The organism is Ferdinandcohnia jepli (assembly GCF_047246645.1).
Taxonomy (GTDB): Bacteria; Bacillota; Bacilli; order Bacillales; family Bacillaceae_L; genus Ferdinandcohnia.
The window spans coordinates 154799-171504 of sequence record NZ_JBFOKR010000006.1; the positions used below are offsets into that span (position 1 = coordinate 154799).

At 36.3% G+C, this 16706-nt stretch carries 15 protein-coding genes; 8 read left to right on the top strand and 7 right to left on the bottom strand.

All coding sequences use genetic code 11. The features are described 5' to 3' along the window. A partial coding sequence (locus AB3M96_RS08095) for an LPXTG cell wall anchor domain-containing protein (RefSeq protein WP_412967076.1) occupies positions 1–882 on the top strand: 882 nt, incomplete at its 5' end. 81 nt (positions 883–963) lie between these two features. Here the strand turns inward: AB3M96_RS08095 and AB3M96_RS08100 are convergent. The 3 genes from AB3M96_RS08100 to AB3M96_RS08110 all read right to left on the bottom strand — a co-directional run bounded on the left by AB3M96_RS08100 (position 964) and on the right by AB3M96_RS08110 (position 3863). Then, the gene (locus AB3M96_RS08100; RefSeq protein ID WP_412967077.1) at positions 964–1140 is read right to left on the bottom strand and encodes an SE1832 family protein; all 177 of its coding nucleotides are present in this window, start codon (positions 1138–1140) and stop codon (positions 964–966) included. 79 nt (positions 1141–1219) lie between these two features. Next, positions 1220–2479 (bottom strand): MFS transporter, encoded by a 1260-nt coding sequence (locus AB3M96_RS08105; RefSeq protein ID WP_412967078.1) that lies wholly within the window; start codon positions 2477–2479, stop codon positions 1220–1222. 73 nt (positions 2480–2552) lie between these two features. Then, positions 2553–3863 (bottom strand): alkaline phosphatase family protein, encoded by a 1311-nt coding sequence (locus AB3M96_RS08110; RefSeq protein WP_412967079.1) that lies wholly within the window; start codon positions 3861–3863, stop codon positions 2553–2555. Between the two features lie 192 nt (positions 3864–4055). On the opposite strand from AB3M96_RS08110, the gene AB3M96_RS08115 reads away from it, so the two are divergent. After that, a complete protein-coding gene (locus AB3M96_RS08115; protein WP_412967080.1) occupies positions 4056–5435 on the top strand; it encodes an MATE family efflux transporter in 1380 nt (459 codons plus the stop codon). Between the two features lie 48 nt (positions 5436–5483). Here the strand turns inward: AB3M96_RS08115 and AB3M96_RS08120 are convergent, their stop codons facing one another. From AB3M96_RS08120 to AB3M96_RS08135, 4 genes are read right to left on the bottom strand one after another with little or no spacing between them, the layout of a single operon-like run. After that, entirely contained in the window at positions 5484–6197 is a 714-nt protein-coding gene (locus tag AB3M96_RS08120) for a hypothetical protein (protein WP_412967081.1), read from the bottom strand. Then, positions 6197–6937 (bottom strand): hypothetical protein, encoded by a 741-nt coding sequence (locus AB3M96_RS08125; protein ID WP_412967082.1) that lies wholly within the window; start codon positions 6935–6937, stop codon positions 6197–6199. Before AB3M96_RS08125 ends, AB3M96_RS08120 begins: the two co-directional genes overlap by 1 nt. Beyond that, complete coding sequence (locus tag AB3M96_RS08130) at positions 6918–7820, bottom strand: ABC transporter ATP-binding protein (RefSeq protein WP_412967083.1); 903 nt, start codon at positions 7818–7820, stop codon at positions 6918–6920. The genes AB3M96_RS08125 and AB3M96_RS08130 overlap by 20 nt, the downstream gene beginning before the upstream one ends. Beyond that, entirely contained in the window at positions 7807–8202 is a 396-nt protein-coding gene (locus tag AB3M96_RS08135; protein ID WP_412967084.1) for a GntR family transcriptional regulator, read from the bottom strand. The genes AB3M96_RS08130 and AB3M96_RS08135 overlap by 14 nt, the downstream gene beginning before the upstream one ends. 336 nt (positions 8203–8538) lie before the next feature. Between AB3M96_RS08135 and AB3M96_RS08140 the strand changes: the two genes are divergently transcribed. From AB3M96_RS08140 to cydC, 6 genes are all read left to right on the top strand, one after another. Beyond that, the gene (locus AB3M96_RS08140) at positions 8539–9189 is read left to right on the top strand and encodes a 5-bromo-4-chloroindolyl phosphate hydrolysis family protein (protein WP_412967085.1); all 651 of its coding nucleotides are present in this window, start codon (positions 8539–8541) and stop codon (positions 9187–9189) included. Positions 9190–9194: 5 nt separating this feature from the next. Further along, complete coding sequence (locus tag AB3M96_RS08145; RefSeq protein WP_412967086.1) at positions 9195–10373, top strand: toxic anion resistance protein; 1179 nt, start codon at positions 9195–9197, stop codon at positions 10371–10373. 431 nt (positions 10374–10804) lie between these two features. Further along, positions 10805–12205, top strand: coding sequence for a cytochrome ubiquinol oxidase subunit I (locus tag AB3M96_RS08150; RefSeq protein WP_412967087.1), 1401 nt, complete (start codon positions 10805–10807; stop codon positions 12203–12205). Then, positions 12195–13208, top strand: a complete 1014-nt coding sequence (gene cydB / locus AB3M96_RS08155) for a cytochrome d ubiquinol oxidase subunit II (protein WP_412967088.1) — start codon at positions 12195–12197, stop codon at positions 13206–13208. The genes AB3M96_RS08150 and cydB overlap by 11 nt, the downstream gene beginning before the upstream one ends. Next, positions 13208–14962 (top strand): thiol reductant ABC exporter subunit CydD, encoded by a 1755-nt coding sequence (gene cydD, locus AB3M96_RS08160; protein ID WP_412967089.1) that lies wholly within the window; start codon positions 13208–13210, stop codon positions 14960–14962. Before cydB ends, cydD begins: the two co-directional genes overlap by 1 nt. Then, positions 14925–16658, top strand: coding sequence for a thiol reductant ABC exporter subunit CydC (gene cydC / locus AB3M96_RS08165; RefSeq protein WP_412967090.1), 1734 nt, complete (start codon positions 14925–14927; stop codon positions 16656–16658). The genes cydD and cydC overlap by 38 nt, the downstream gene beginning before the upstream one ends. The last annotated feature ends 48 nt before the right edge of the window (positions 16659–16706 follow it).

Consider the following 16706-nt stretch of genomic DNA (forward strand, 5'->3'; position numbering starts at 1 on the left):
CCAGGTAATGGAGAAGATCCAGGTAATGGGGAAGATCCAGGTAATGGAGAAGATCCAGGTAATGGAGAAGATCCAGGTAATGGAGAAGATCCAGGTAATGGAGAAGATCCAGGTAATGGGGAAGATCCAGGTAATGGAGAAGATCCAGGTAATGGAGAAGATCCAGGCAACGGAAAGGATCCTGACAACTCTAAACCAGTAATTTCAAAACCAAAAATTGAAAATGGAATTGCAACGATACCAAACAAAGATATCGAAAATGTAGAAACAGGTGGAACATTGGTTGTTGATGTTAAGACAGCCGATACTTTTGAAATTAAATTAACGATGGCACAAATTAAAACACTAAAGGATAAGGGAGCATCTTTTGTTATTCAAAATAATAATGTAGAGCTTCATATTCCGTTAGACAACTTACCAAATGGTAAAAATATCTCTGTATTAGTGAAAAAAATGAAGGATATTAAAGGGGCCGTGAGTAGTGTATATGATTTTACTATTCTAGCAGATGGTAAGTCTGTTAATACCTTTGATAAACCAGTTACACTAGTGTTTAATATTGATCTTAAAAAAGTTAAGAATACTGCAGATTTAAAAGTATTCTATTACAATGAAGGTACTAAGAAGTGGGAATTAGTCCCTGGTGCTGTATACAAGGATGGTAAAGTTTTCGTTGAAACAAATCACTTTAGTACATTTACTGTATTTGAAGTGGCTGATAACAACGAGGATAATATTGTGAATCTTCCAGCACCTGAGGCTGGCAAACAACTTCCTAAGACAGCTACGTCAGTATTTAACACTCTTCTTATTGGAACATTATTGTTAATAAGTGGAGCAGTTCTATTCGTAGTTCAAAGACGTAAAACAGTAAAAGGATAATACTTTAGGGAGGTGTCTTTTGGGACACCTCCTTTTTTAAGGTAGAAAAAAAGAGTTGCATCATTTTTCGATGCAACTCCTTTACAATTCTCGTAATTGTTTATTCAGTGCGCTAATTTCCTGCTCAATATCGGCGATTTGCTTTTCTAAGGGAGAAATATTCCCGTTCACAGAATCAAGTTTTTCTAAATCGTTCTGGAGACGTACATAATCTAGCTTTAGTTCTTGTATTTTATATTCAATTGTCTTTTTATCCATTAGGCATCCTCATTTCCAGTTTTTTCAGCAAATACATTATAACATTGATGGAATGAGAATGCCTTCTATCCGAATGAATCTAAACCTGTGTTGTTGCAGTAGGCTCAGGAACACGTGTAAGTATGATAAATCCTATGATGAATAGAATAACTAAACTAAATACACCAGTACTAGAGTTTCCTGTAATCTGGGCAGTTACTCCCACTAATAAAGGGCCCATAATGGATGCAAACTTCCCGAATATATTATAAAACCCAAAGAATTCATTCGCGTTTTTCTTTGGTACAAGCTTTGCAAAGTAAGAACGACTTAATGCTTGGATTCCACCTTGAGAGGTTGCAACTAGCATAGCGAGTATCCAAAAATCAATCGTTGTCTCTAGGAAGTAAGCATAAATACAAACAATAATATATACGAAAATACCAACATACAGCATCTTTTTGCCGGTATATTTTTTAGCTAATCTTCCGTATAAAACAGCGAAAGGTGCTGCAACTACTTGTGTTACAAATAACACGATTAACAAACTAGTTGCGCTTATTCCTAAGTCAGTTCCGTATGCAGTAGACATTGAGATGACTGTTCCAACTCCATCAATATAGAAGAAGTACGCAAGTAAGAATAAAAAGACAGCGCGGTATTTTTTAATTTCTTTAAAGGTCTGACCTAACCTTTTAAAACTGTTCAACACTGGGTTCGGCTCACGCTCTATATAATATCGTTGTGTTACATTTTTAAACAATGGAATAGAGAACAATGCCCACCAAATCGCAGTAATGATAAATGCAATTTTAGCAGCAAGAGTTGATGAAACTGGAATAAGTTCTTTTTGTGCTAATAGTATAATTGCAATACTTAAAAGAAACGGAATGGTACTACCGATATAGCCCAATCCATAGCCGCGAGCGGAAACCCGGTCCATTCTTTCTTCAGTTGTAACATCAACTAAGAAGGCATCGTAAAATACATTTGCACCAGTAGAACCTAGTGCTGCAAAGGTATAACAAATAAGTAATAATAGCCAATTATCACTAGGTACAAATGCTAATAAAGCGGTCGCAGAAACACCTAAAACAAAGAAGAAAGTGAAAAATTTCTTTTTAAGTCCTTGATAATCGGCAATGGTACCTAATATCGGACCAATCATCGCTAGAATAAATGTAAAGATAGCGATGGTGTAGCCTAAGTATGCTGTCGAATCTGAGGCACTTACACCTGCATTAGTTGCTGCAGATTTATAAAATATCGGAAATACTGCTGTTGTAATAATGATTGAATAGGCAGAGTTTGCCCAATCATAGAACATCCAGCTACTCTCCTCTTTGGTAAACCGCTTCATTTGGATTCCCCCTAGTACTCTATATATATATTTTAGTTGAAAACTAAGTTTATAAGTTATTATTTACAAAGTTTTAATAGAAATCTAATAACTCATCAATACTGTTGCCATCGGTCTCGCCTAATTGTAAGCCTAATAAGCGTGCGAAAGTTGGGCCTTCATCCACTAAGTGCATAAATGGAATGACTTTTTTCTGCTTAATCCCTTTTCCGGTTGCAATAAAGACAGTCGTGTAATTCTCTTTTTCAGGTGAATATCCGTGACTGGCATAGGTATAGCGTTTTTCTTTTACATCTTCCTCAAGAATTTCATCAATAAATTCTCCATCAAGCTCTTCCTTAAAATAGTAGCCGCATTGTGCTTCAAGCATAAATATCGCGTTTTCATCAGCACCTTTTTGTTTGGCTTCTTCACTCGTGAGAATTCCTTCGATCCCATTCTGTTTATCCTTTACTAATTCTGTTAAAAGCGTTTTTACACTTCGTCTAGTTTTTGTATCATAAGGATCCTTAACATAAATATATGCTGAACCATCACAGCTTTTACAATAAGCTTTCCAATTTACTACTTTTCCTTTTTGATTTACTTCAATTAATCCTGCTTCTCTAAAAAGTACATTCAATTTAATAGCTTTTGATTCATCTAGTGCACTGTGGTCACCCAAAGCGACTATGGTAGTATTCTCATATATACCGCTTTCTTTTAGTGCCTCTATAATCCTGCCAAGTCTCTGGTCGTGCCTACGGAGGGCATTCATCGCCTCTTTAGAAGAAAACCCGTGATAGTGTCGTTGTGTATCTAAATCAGTAAAATGAACAAGAGTAAGATTTGGCTTTTTATCCTTTATTGTTTGTACTGTCGACTCTAATACAAAATCATCAAGTTCTGGTTGATTTAGCCCTTTGCGGATATGCCCAAAACGTCGATTCATATCTAGTTGATAGAAGGGGCTTCCGTTAAATAAAGAAACTAGTATTTGATTGTGCCAAGGTCGATTAGCAAAAATCTCAGGCATATTATAGTGAATATGGGCTTTCGCTGTAACTGGCCATAAAAGAGCTGCCGTCTTCAAACCGGCTTTTCTAGCTTCATCGTACAAAGTTGTTCCTTGGACATGTTTTCTATGCCAATACCAGTCAGGGGAGGGTCTTCCTGGTTGTACAAACGTATTATTAATAATGCCGTGTTTATATGGAAACTTCCCTGTAACAATCGTTGCATGGCATGGATATGTAACTGAAGGATAGATCGTTTCGACGCTTTTACAATAAGATGCATTCTCTAAAAGTTCTTTAAAATGAGGTAACTCTTGTATTATCGGAAAATCAAGTGATGATAGGCAATCAAATGAAATCACAAGTAAATGGTTTGTAAGACGTGACATATGAACCTCCATCCAAAAAAAAGGATTCTATCTTTAATATAACAGAAAATTTAGAATCGAAGTATTTTATTTCTATTAACTAGGAAAGAAATAACATAAAGTAAAAGTGTAAAAAAATGTTCTTTTCGATTGGATATAGAATATAATTAAGTTTGGCTTATATAGGAATAATCTACAAGGAGTTTTAACATCATGTATGAAACAAATAATATGAAAGAAAAACTAAAACTAATATTTGTTATGTTAGTTCCGATATTAATTACACAGCTTGGCATGTTTTCGATGGTGTTTTTTAATACCATAATGACTGGCCGTTATGATTCTTCTGACCTTGCTGGAGTTGCAATCGGTTCATCAATATGGAATCCGATATTTACCGGGTTAAGTGGGATTCTCCTAGCAGTTTCACCAATTGCAGCACAGCGTTTTGGTGAAAAGAAGACAAAGGAAGTTTCCTCTATAGTTACAAGTGGAATCTATCTTGGTTTGATAATTGGAGTACTTGTTATTTTAATAGGAGCAATATTGCTAAATCCAATCCTCGGGATGATGGACTTGACAGAGCGGGTGGAGGAAACAGCTAGGGATTACTTAATAGGCTTGAGCTTTGGAATTATTCCTCTGTTTATTTTCAACGTGTTACGTTCGTTTATTTATGCTCTAGGGATTACACGTGTGGTTATGTTTATTTTACTTGTTTCTTTACCTATTAATCTTCTATTAAACTACGTTTTAATTTTTGGATACTGGGGATTTCCGGAATTAGGTGGAGCGGGTGCAGGCTTTGCTACTGCCTTTACGTACTGGGTAATTGTAGTGATTACGGCCATTATAATAAAAGTAAAGGAGCCGTTTTCTTCCTTTAAGGTATTTGCAGGAGTTAAAGGCTTTTCATTAGAGAAGAGCAAGGAAATTCTGAAAATAGGTGTCCCGATGGGATTCTCAACTTTTTTTGAAACGAGTATGTTTGCTGTAGTTACCATATTAATAAGTAGATTTTCAGTAACAACGATTGCGGCATATCAATCCGCATTAAACATTGTGTCCTTTTTATACATGATACCTGTTAGTATTTCAATGGCATTGACGGTGTTAGTCGGGTATGAGGTCGGTGCAAAGAGATACAAAGATGCAAAAGTATACAGTTGGATGGGAATTATACTCTCTATGTTGATAGCTCTAGTGACAGGATTGTTGGTCATACTTTTCCGTTACGAAGTGGCAGGGCTATACTCAACAGAATCTGCGGTTATTACATTAACAGCGCATTTCCTAATTTACGCCTTATTCTTCCAAGTTTCGGACGCAATCCAAGCGACCGCGCAGGCAGCTCTAAGAGGATATAAAGACGTTAATATTGCTTTTGTGATGACCTTAATTGCGTATTGGCTCATCTGTCTTCCAGTTGGGTGGGGACTCGCACACTTCACAAGCTTAGGGGCAAGAGGTTATTGGATTGGATTAACAATTGGACTACTTGCTGCAGGAGTTGGATTGGCTGCGAGACTGATATACATTCAAAGAGTACGGTTTGTAAATGTTAAAAACAAACAGGTTGTTGTTAACCAATAAAAGTAAGGACCACACAATTTAGTTTTGTGTGGTCTTATTTTTGTACTTCTATTCCTGGTCACCAACATAATTTACAAACTCTGTCCCAGTAAGTGTAAGATCCTTCGGGATTTTAATATACAGCACTTGAAAATCAGCAGGATGGTCGACCTCATTGTAATCGAATTCTTCATCTATACCATTACCTTTAAATTGTGAAATCACAAAATCCTTATGAAAAGAGGCAAAGGTTAGTTGGTATTCCTTTGGATTATCCACCCTTAATTCTTGACCTTGTAACAACACAGATGGACCAGATAGGTCTGCATACGTATCAATTCCTTTATATACAGTGTTACCAACATAATAGGCTAACTCAATCATATCATCATTGCTTTCTTTTCGTTCAAAGACAGTAAATATTTGCAAATTATCCAATGAAGTAATATCTAGTTCCTTTTCTTGATATGGAAAACTCCAGGTCTCCTTTTTCTTTACACCTTCATAATCTTCGATGGTTCCGTCCATGGCTGCATTATAAAATGCGTCATAGCGATCAAGCTCCCACTGGGGTGATTTCCCATTATCAAGCTGCTCATTCCATACAAAGTGAGTATCAGGTAGGAAGTAATACAGTATAGTGGCTAAGAGTAAGATACCCATATAAATACTAACCACTAAGCGGACCCCTTTAAAACTAGCATTCCGTTGTATCATATATAAGAAAATAAAGATTACAGCAAAGATAAGTATGGGCAAAATGGACATTACAATTGTTGACATTATTTACGCACCTCCAACCGGTTTGTTACCATGATTACAACGGCAAGGAGAACTGTTACTGTTACCAATACCTTTACAGAGAAGAGAAGTACTGATAGTTCATGAAAGAAAAATGTTAGTCCACTAAATGTATCTATTGTTTTTTGTTCAATAATAACCCACCCAATAATGATTGCTGGAATGATAAACCCAAACAGTTTATTAATCTGAACAAACATCCCAATAAAGTAGCCAATAGTCGCAAATAACATAATGTACAATGTTCCGATATAAATACCTAAGAGTAGTTCAGATAAGGGAAGGAAAAAGTGATTTCCGATTATATTTGCTCCATCGAATGTAAAGTACATAATTACACGTAATAGAATTCCAGAAAGCATAGCTGTAACACTGGCAATTAACGAATATAAAACTAATAAAGCAATTGTTGACAGATGACTGCTTAGACGATTTGTTACAAATGAAAAGTCCATATATCGATAAGGTTTTGTTGTTAATGTAATGGCCATTATAAAAGCCCAAAAGATAGAAAAGAAAAATACGAGATTACCTGAGAACGATTTGATAGTTAGTATGAGTGAGTTGCCACCCATACCCATTGAGCCAACTCCGTTCAGGGAAAAAAGCATCGCTACAATCTGAACGGTTAGTAGACTAGTAAGAGAACCGAGGAATGCTTTAACTTTAAAGGTAAACTGCTTTTTGGTTTGCTCCAGTAGGCTAACCTCTGTTAAATACATCATTAATTCCTCCTTTATTTTTCGCCGTTAAATATACACATAAATCATCAGTAGTGACGGGCAGCAGGTCTATTCCAAGCTTTTTTGCTTTCTCTTTAGTAAGGTCTGGAGTTGTATTTTTAACTACAGTGTAAATGCTATCGCTTCCGAAGGATTCTTCATGAATAATTTCCATGTTACTTGTAAACTCATCAATTATGTTCTTTTTACCGCTTAATCCAATTGCATATTCTTTTAAGTCAGTCACAGGTAGATGAAGCGCTAATTTACCTTTGCGAATAAGTAAAACATTTTCAAGCAGACTATCGATCTCGTTAAGTAGATGACTGGAAATTAGGATTGTTCGAGGACGTTCAATATAGTCTTTGAGTAATGCTTTATAGAAATCCTTTCGAACAGATGCATCCATACCAGTAGTTGGCTCATCAAAAATGGTTAAAGGACATCGAGAGGAGAGTCCGATAATCATATTAAACGTACTTTTCATGCCTTTTGATAAGTGTTGATGATACTGTTTCGGATTAAAATCAAAGTATTGAAACAAACCATTGGCAATTTCATGGTCCCAATTTGGATAAAAGCTCCTCGCAGATTCTAATATCTCAACTAAAGTAAGACCTGGTGGAAAAACCATATTGTCATCAATAAATATCAGGTTTGAGGATACTTTTAAATTATTAAAAGGATTTTCAGAAAATACACGAACATCACCTTCTGTTGGGAGGTGAAAACCAGCAAGGATTTTCAAAAGTGTTGTCTTACCTGCTCCATTTCTTCCGATTACGCCAGTAATTGTATTGGGTTCAATTGTAAAAGAGAGGTGGTTTAGTGCATGAACACCTCTATACTGTTTTGTAACGTTTTGACACTCAATTACGTTCATCATGAGTCCCCCTTTGCTTTTTCTTTTCGTCTTTTATCATCGATAGCAACTCTTCCTCACTTACTCCAAGCCGTTCAGACTCAGCAACCAGTTCTTGAACAAGGTTTTTCATAATTTGGTCCTTCCTTTTCTCAAGAATAAATTGTTGAGCATTCGGAGTAACAAACATCCCCAAGCCCCTTTTTTTATACAAGATATTTTCATCTGCTAGTAAATTTAGCCCCTTTGCAGCAGTAGCTGGGTTGATATTAAACATCTCTGCAAGCTGGTACTGAGAAAATACCTTGTGACCCTCCAATAATGAACCACTTAAAATCTCAGTTTCTAACCATTCAGCAAGCTGGACATATATAGGTTTCATGCTGTCTTGATTAAAAATCATTGAAACACCTCCTCAGGTGGTTACGTACAATAGTGCATTAGTGATATAATGTAGTATATTACGTATTGTTAAAAAAATCCATACATTTGGAGAATTTTATTAAAAATAGGGTTTATGTCCGTTTAATAAACCGTTATAAATGATAAATACGAAAAAATACGTCTCAGGTCTTAGAATCTTGTAAATTCTAGGTCCCTAGTAAGCATACATATCTTATTGTATAGTTAGTTATAGGATTTTCCTTAATCTTCCTAAACACAAAGTACTATAATAGTGAAACTTTGTTTCTTTTTCAATCGTATAAATAAATAAGATAGTATGACAGGAGTCGATATGATGAATCCGTTTCTTGCTTTTATTATTAAATCTTTTATAGCCATTCCAGTTTCATTTACTATTGGATTGGTTAGTTTATTTACATTTGATCAAACGTTACTACTTTCTTCTGGGTATGCCATCTTGGGTGGAGGAGTAACCTATTGGTTTAGTTCAGCTTACATGAAACACATATTTTTAAAGAAACATCGTTTGACTAGGAAGGAATACGCGTATATAAAGAAGAATCTACAAGAAGCAGAGAAAAAAATTACACGCCTAAATAAAGCGTTACTTACCATCAGGCATATCCCTTCTATTAAACAACGAGTGGATTTACACAGAGTAACAAAGAAAATTTATAAGCTATCAAAAAGCGAGCCTAGACGCTTTTACCTTGCTGAACGTTTTTACTTCTCACATTTAGATTCGGCTGTTGAATTATCAGAGAAATATGCCTTACTATCATCACAGCCCAAAAGAAGTAGCGAGCTAGAACATTCATTACATGAAACACGACGAGTTCTAGAAGAATTAACTGAAACAATAGAAAAGGATTTATATAGAATGTTATCGAATGATATAGATGAACTACACTTCGAAATCGACGTTGCAAAGAATGCAACTAAAAATGTAAATAACTCTCAATTTCTTGACCAAAACAGGAGGTAATAAGTATGAGTGAATCCCCTAAGTATAAAGAGCCGACAAATCTAATGGATGACCTACTTGCAAATCCATTTAATGATCAAAAAGAAGAAGAGGAGAACCCTGTTGTAATTTCTTCTCCTACAGAGGAGAAGCCAATTCGACTGATTGATGTTCTTCCAGAAGAAAATAAAGCAAAGGCCCTTCAGTTGGCTGAGCAAATTGATCCTACTAATCATCAGGCCATGATATCGTATGGTACACCTGCTCAGAACAAGTTATTGTCATTTTCTAATACGATGCTTGAACATGTGCAAAAGAATGATGTAGGTGAAGTTGGACAAATTATTTCAGATTTAATGAAACGCCTAGACGATATGAAACCTGAAGAATTAAGCGTAGAAAAGCGTAATGTCCTTTCAAGAATGTTTGGGAAAATTTCAAATTCTGTACAAGAGGTACTTTCAAAGTATCAAAAAACTGGAGCACAAATAGATCGAATCAGTGTAAAACTAGATAGAAGTAAGAATGTGCTTCTTTCAGATATTGCAATCCTTGAAAAGCTATATGAGAATAACAAAGACTACTTTGATGCTCTGAATGTCTACATTGCTGCAGGTGAATTAAAACTTGAGGAATTAAATCGAAAAACCATCCCTGAACTGAAAAAGCAAGCAGAGATAACGCAAAACCAAATGAAGGTGCAAGAAGTAAATGATATGGTTCAGTTTGCTGACCGCTTAGAAAAACGTGTTCACGACTTAAAGCTAAGCAGGGAAATTACCATTCAAAGTGCACCGCAAATTCGACTGATTCAAAATACAAACCAAGCACTTGTTGAAAAAATTCAGTCTTCCATTATGACAGCTATTCCGCTTTGGAAAAACCAAGTGGCAATTGCACTAACTCTTATTCGTCAACGCAACGCAGTAGAGGCGCAGAAACAAGTAGCAAAAACAACAAATGAACTATTATTGAAAAATGCTGAAATGTTAAAGAGCAACACAATTGAAACTGCAAAAGAAAACGAACGTGGCTTAGTTGATATTGAAACATTGAAGAAAACAAAAGAAAATCTAATCTCAACTCTTGAAGAAACACTTCGGATTCAAGAAGAAGGACGAAACAAGCGTCGTCAAGCTGAACTGGAACTCGCTACAATGGAAACTGAATTAAGACAAAAGCTTCTGGAAATTAAAACAGAGTAGATTAAATATAGGTAGAGAAGAGTAACCCATGTTGGGTTACTCTTTTTTTCTGTAAGGGCAACATAGTGTAATTCATAATTACCGAGACTGAGGAAAGTAGTTGAGTACGGTAACCTAGAACCGTTCATGAGTTACCAAGATTGAAGCGCAGCAGATTTCCGTCTCTATGAGCCTTATATGTTGACCTTGATTGAAATACTTGAAAAGTAGGGAAACTATGGCCACAAATAGTTACCGCGATAAGAGAACTTCTATAGAACATTCCTCTAAATTGTGTACATAGTGTGACAACGGATTGCACCACCATTTATCCCTCAAATTACCCACCCTTTTATTAAAATAAATGTCACAATGTATTCTCAGAATTCTCACAATTTAAAAATTCTATATTGCTATACTGAAGCTAGAATACGAGTAAAGGAGTAAGGGTCATGGAAGAAATCATTCTTGCTAGAATTCAGTTTGCTTCTACAACGTTGTTCCACTTTATTTTTGTACCTTTATCAATCGGACTGGCTTTCATTATTGCTATTATGCAAACACTTTATGTGGTGAAGAAGAAAGAAATGTACAGAACGATGACAAAGTTTTGGGGTAAATTCTTTTTAATTAACTTTGCGGTTGGTGTCGTAACCGGGATTATTCAAGAATTCCAATTCGGTATGAACTGGTCCAGTTATTCTCGTTTTGTGGGGGATGTATTTGGTGCACCACTGGCAATTGAGGCATTACTTGCTTTTTTCATCGAATCTACTTTCATCGGGTTGTGGATTTTTGGATGGGATAAGCTGCCTAAAAAGCTTCACTTAGCGTGTATTTGGCTTGTTTCGATTGGAACAACTCTATCCGCCTTTTGGATTTTAACGGCAAACTCATTTATGCAGAATCCACTCGGGTTTACCATTCAGAATGGACGGGCTGAGATGAATGACTTTGTAGCGGTGATTACGAATCCAAAAGTATGGGTTGCTTTTCCGCACACAATCTTTGGTGCATTTACTACGGGAGCGTTCTTTATCTTGGGTATTAGCGCATGGTATTTACTGAAGAAACAAGATACTGCAATTTTTAAATCATCAATGACCATTGCACTAATCTTAGGTTTAATTTCAAGTGTTGGAATAGCATTTTCAGGACATTCCCAGGCGAATTATTTAATAGAAGCACAGCCGATGAAAATGGCAGCTGCAGAAGGGTTATGGGAAGACAGTGCAGATCCAGCACCATGGACTGTGGTCGCAAACATAAATACAGATGAAAAAGAAACAACCATGGAGATAACAATTCCATATTTACTAAGCTTCCTTTCATATGGGGAATTTGAGGGAGGTATTGAGGGAATGAACACACTCCAAGAAAAATATGTAAATGAGTTTGGAGAGGGAAATTATATCCCTCCAGTAAAAACAACGTTTTGGAGCTTCCGTATTATGGTTGCAGCAGGTGGAGGTCTCATATTATTAAGCTTTATCGGATTGTTATTGTTATGGAGAGGCAAGCTTGAGAAAAGTAATATCTATCTAAAATGGTTGATTGCAGGGATTGCACTACCTTACATAGGAAACTCATTTGGTTGGATTATGTCTGAGTTTGGAAGGCAGCCCTGGGTTGTGTATGGATTAATGACAACAGCGGATGGAGTTTCTCCAAATGTAACATCAGGCCAAATCTTATTTTCATTAATCTCCTTTTCATTAATCTATTCTTTACTTGCAGCAGCAATGGTTTACTTGTTCCTTAAGGTAATTAAGCAAGGGCCTCATGAGAAAGGGCAAGAGGATGTTTACACTTCTGATCCATTTGGTAGAGGAGGGGTAAGAAATGCAATTTAGTGAGCTTTGGTTCGTTTTAGTAGGCGTTTTATTTGTTGGCTTTGTCTTTTTAGAAGGCTTTGATTTTGGGGTGGGAATGAGTACGAAGCTTCTGGCCCGTAATGAAATGGAAAAACGAGTTCTAATTAACACGATTGGTCCATTTTGGGATGCGAACGAGGTTTGGTTGCTCACAGCAGGGGGAGCCATGTTTGCTGCGTTTCCACATTGGTATGCGACCTTGTTTAGCGGCTATTATTTACCGTTTGTAGTACTGTTGCTAGCCTTAATTTCAAGGGGGGTAGCCTTTGAGTTCAGAGGGAAGGTGCATACAAATGGTTGGCTAAAAACATGGGATTGGTCTATTTTTCTAGGTAGTCTTTTACCTCCATTTTTACTAGGGGTATTGTTTTCAAGTTTAATTAAGGGATTACCGATTGATCAAAACATGAATATGACTGCAGGATTCTTTGATATCGTAAACATATACACAGTTGTAGGTGGAGTAGCCTTTACACTTTTAGCTTACCTCCATGGATTAATGTTCATAACCTTGAAGACTGTGGATCCACTTAGAGAACGGGCGCGGAAGATGGCACAAAAAATATATCTAGTGTGTGCAGCCGTTATTGTCCTGTTCGTTGTACTTACAGCTATCTATACGAATGCATTTATAGAAAAGGGTTCAATCCTAATTCCTTTATATGCCGTTGCAATTGTTTTGTATGTAATACTGTTTGGTTTTCTACGTCAAAAGAGAGAAGGATGGAGCTTTGCCACTACAGGAGTTATTTTGCTCCTTGTAACAGCATCGTTTTTTATTAGTCTATTTCCGAATGTATTGATTAGCTCGACTAATGCAGCGTTCAATATTTCTATTTACAATGCCGCTTCTGGAGATTACTCATTGAAACTAATGACAATTGTTGCCGGAACGATGGTGCCTATTGTACTGGCTTATACAATTTGGAGTTATTATATTTTCCGTAAACGAGTAACTGATAAGGAGCATTTAGAATATTAATGGATAAGTATCTTTTTCAAACTAGAGGCATTAGGCGAATCGTAGCTATCGTTGCATTTCTAACAATTGGACAAGGTGTAGCTATCATAGCTCAAGCTATTTTCTTGGCTCAAGCAATTACAGACCTATATAAAGGGACAGCTTTTTCGGCTGTCCTTCCTGTATTTCTTCTCTTCCTGGGGATGCTTTGTCTTCGATATATACTTGATTGGATAAAGGGAAGGATAACGTATCATTTTGCTAGCCAAATATCTGACTCTACACAAGCAGAAATGATTCAAAAGCTATTTAAACTTGGACCAAGAGCCATAGGGAATAATGGATCTGGTAATCTGATCACTCTCTGTTTGGAGGGAATAACTAACTACCGAACATATTTGGAGTTATTTATACCAAGATTTTTATCTATGCTTTTTATTCCTATCATTCTATTAATATACCTCTTTACAGTCGATATACTTTCAGGAACGGTATTGGTAGTAACTATGCCAATTATGATTGTTTTTTTAATTCTTTTAGGTCTAGTTGCAAAAAAACAAATCCAAACCCAGTGGGGAACATACCAATTATTATCAAGACATTTTGTAGACTCGTTACGGGGGCTGGTTACATTAAAATACTTAGGAATTAGTAAATCACACCAGAAAGCGATTGAAAGTGTAAGCGATTCATATAGAAAGGCAACAAACCGTACACTTAGAGTCGCTTTTTTATCTACTTTTTCATTAGACTTTTTTTCAAGTCTTGCTGTTGCTGTAGTGGCTGTAGAACTTGGTTTGCGGCTTATAAACGGTCATGTCGGCTTACAGTCGGCACTTGTAATTCTAATTCTTGCACCAGAGTACTTCCTACCAATACGTAGCTTTGGAAACGATTATCACGCAACTATGGATGGTAAAGAAGCGGGAAGGTTAATTAAGAATTTCCTAGATGAAAAAGAAGAAGTTGAAGTAGAAAAAGGTATTTTCAATCTTACATGGTGTGAAGATAGTACACTATCAGTACAAAATCTATCAAAATACTCAGGTGAGCAGGCTATCATACAAAATATTCATTTTTCAGTGGATGGCTTTAAAAAAGTTGGAATTATCGGGTTATCTGGTGCTGGAAAATCAACTTTAATCGATATACTTTCAGGAATGTCGTTACCAACAGAAGGTTCCATTTTTGTTAATGGGACAGCAGTAGAACATCTAGCTATAAAAAGCTGGCTTAACCAGGTAGTGTATATCCCTCAACATCCCTATATTTTTTCTGGGACTCTATCCGAAAATATATGCTGGTACAAACCCGATGCTTCAAATGAGGAAATTCAACTTGCCATTGAAAAAGCGGGCTTAACTGAGATAGTTGACCAGCTGCCAAATGGGCTACATGAAAAAATTGGGGAAGGTGGTCGGAGTTTGAGTGGAGGCGAAGAGCAGCGGATTGCTCTTGCTCGCTCTTTCTTGAAAAATAGTACGATCCTATTGTTTGACGAACCAACAGCACATTTAGATATAGAAACTGAGTTTGACATAAAAAACATGATTCTACCTTTTTTAGAAGATAAGTTAGTATTTTTCGCGACACATCGAATGCATTGGATGAGAGCTATGGATATCATAATCGTCTTGGATAAGGGCAGGCTTGTTGAAATGGGAACACATGAAGAACTCGCTGCTTTAAAAGGTGCATATTATCGCCTTCTGAATGCACAGTTAAGAGGAGGTCAACATGAAGCTGTTTCAGAAATATATAGCTCCATATATTAAGCAATACTATCGCCCTATTATTCTAACAATATTCGTTGGTTTCTTAACAGTTCTTGCTAGTTCGATGCTTACTTTTACTTCAGGGTATTTAATTACAAGAGCGTCAGAGCAACCGGAAAACATTTTACTATTATATGTACCGATAGTATTAGTTCGTACCTTTGGATTATCACAGGCGGTTACACGTTACCTAGAACGGCTAAATAGCCATAATACTGTCCTGAAGATACTTGCTGTTATGAGGGTTAAGTTATATGTAATGTTAGAACCGCAAGCATTATTTATCCGGTCAAGGTTTAAAATGGGAGATATTCTAGGCACACTTGCAGATGATATCGAGCATTTACAAGAAGTATATGTACGGACTATTTTTCCGACAGTGATCGGGTTATGTGTTTTTCTTTTTTCAGTGACAGCTTTATCTTTATTTGATTGGGTATTTGCTCTCTGGATGGCATTTTGTTTAAGTATTATTGTGTTTGTTTATCCAATAGTTTCACTCTATCTATCTAAGAAAAGACAGATTGATCAAAAGCAAAAACGAGGGGAACTCTATCAATATTTGACTGATGCGGTACTTGGTTTAAGGGATTGGATAATAAGCGGGAGGAAGGAAAACTTTCAAATAGAATTTAAAAACATAAGTAATAATACAAATCTAATTGATAAAAAAATTCGTTATTGGAATCAATCTCGAGAGCTTCAAATGCGGGTTTTTACGGGAATCATTCTTATTTTCATGGGGTATTGGGCTAGTAATGAAGTTCAAGCAGGTGAACTTGCACCAACCTTTATAGCTGCTTTTATTCTTGGTACACTTCCTATTTTAGAAAGTTTAATCCCACTTTCCAATGCAGTTGAAAGGGTACCGACTTACCAAGAGTCTCTAAGAAGATTGCATCATATTGATACTCATATTTCTCATGAACCTCCTGGAGAGAATAAGATTTTTCTTGAAACTCAGAGTTTCGATTTATTTGCTAAGCAACTTTTTTACAAATATGAAAACGGTAAGGATTATGCAATAAAAGATATTACGTTCACTATACAACAAGGTCAGAAGGTAGCATTCCTTGGTAAAAGCGGTTCAGGGAAATCGACTCTACTGCAATTGCTACAAGGGGGAATGATACCAACGTCTGGTTACTTATCAATTGGAGCTAATTGTCCAAATGAATATAAGGAAGACGTTTACAATGTGATTAGTGTGTTAAATCAAAAACCGTATTTGTTTGCGACAACGGTTGAAAATAATATTAGACTGGGAAATCAACAAGCGACACGTCAGGAAGTTGAGCAAGCGATTACCATGGTAGGACTAGCATCCTATATCTCTTCATTACCACATGGGATTGATACACAGATGGAAGAAGCTGGACAACGGTTCTCAGGGGGTGAGCGCCAACGAATCGCATTAGCTCGAATTCTATTAAAAAATACACCAATTGTGGTATTAGATGAACCTACAGTGGGTCTTGACCCACAAACTGAAAATCAGCTGATTCAAACTATATTTGAAACATTACAAGACAAAACGGTTATCTGGATTACCCATCATTTGATACAAATTGAGCAAATGGACAATATTATCTTTTTAGACAAAGGAGAAATTGTGATGAACGGTGCTCATGAAGAATTGTTTAAAAACAATGGGCGATACCGTCAACTTTATGAGGTAGACCGTGGGGCAATTTAAAAAAAGAAAAGTGTCCTTCATTTTAAAACGAAGGACACATTTTTTGTG